This window comes from Streptosporangium amethystogenes (genome assembly GCF_000721075.1).
GTDB classification, from domain to species: domain Bacteria; phylum Actinomycetota; class Actinomycetes; order Streptosporangiales; family Streptosporangiaceae; genus Streptosporangium; species Streptosporangium amethystogenes.
The window spans coordinates 1-301 of sequence record NZ_JOEQ01000192.1 but is presented as its reverse complement, the minus strand read 5'-3'; the positions used below and the strand labels follow the sequence as shown (position 1 = coordinate 301).

The 301-nt window shown below is 68.4% G+C and carries 1 pseudogene; it reads right to left on the bottom strand.

The annotated features are described in order from the left end of the window. A pseudogene (locus IG98_RS52270) lies at positions 1-301 on the bottom strand (hypothetical protein); the annotation flags it as partial.

The following is a 301-nucleotide window of genomic DNA, read 5'->3' as shown; positions in this document are numbered from 1 at the left end:
CCACAGCGGCTTGGACGGCTCCCAGGCGCCGAGCGCGATGAGCGCCACCGGAAGCGCGCTGAGGACGTTCACGACCATGCCGGTGACGAACACCTTCTTGAGCTGCGGCAGGTGGTCCTCGGGGTGGTCGATCCAGCCCGAGCGCTGGAGCATCATGCCGGCGGCCACGAGCGGGAGGAACATGGCCAGCAGGACGCCCACCAAGATCACGGTGATTGAAGCGAGCGAGCCGGTGAGCAGCTGCTGCACGTAAGCCGGGAGCCCGACGAAGGCCGGCGGGGCGCTGTTCTCGGTGAAGGTG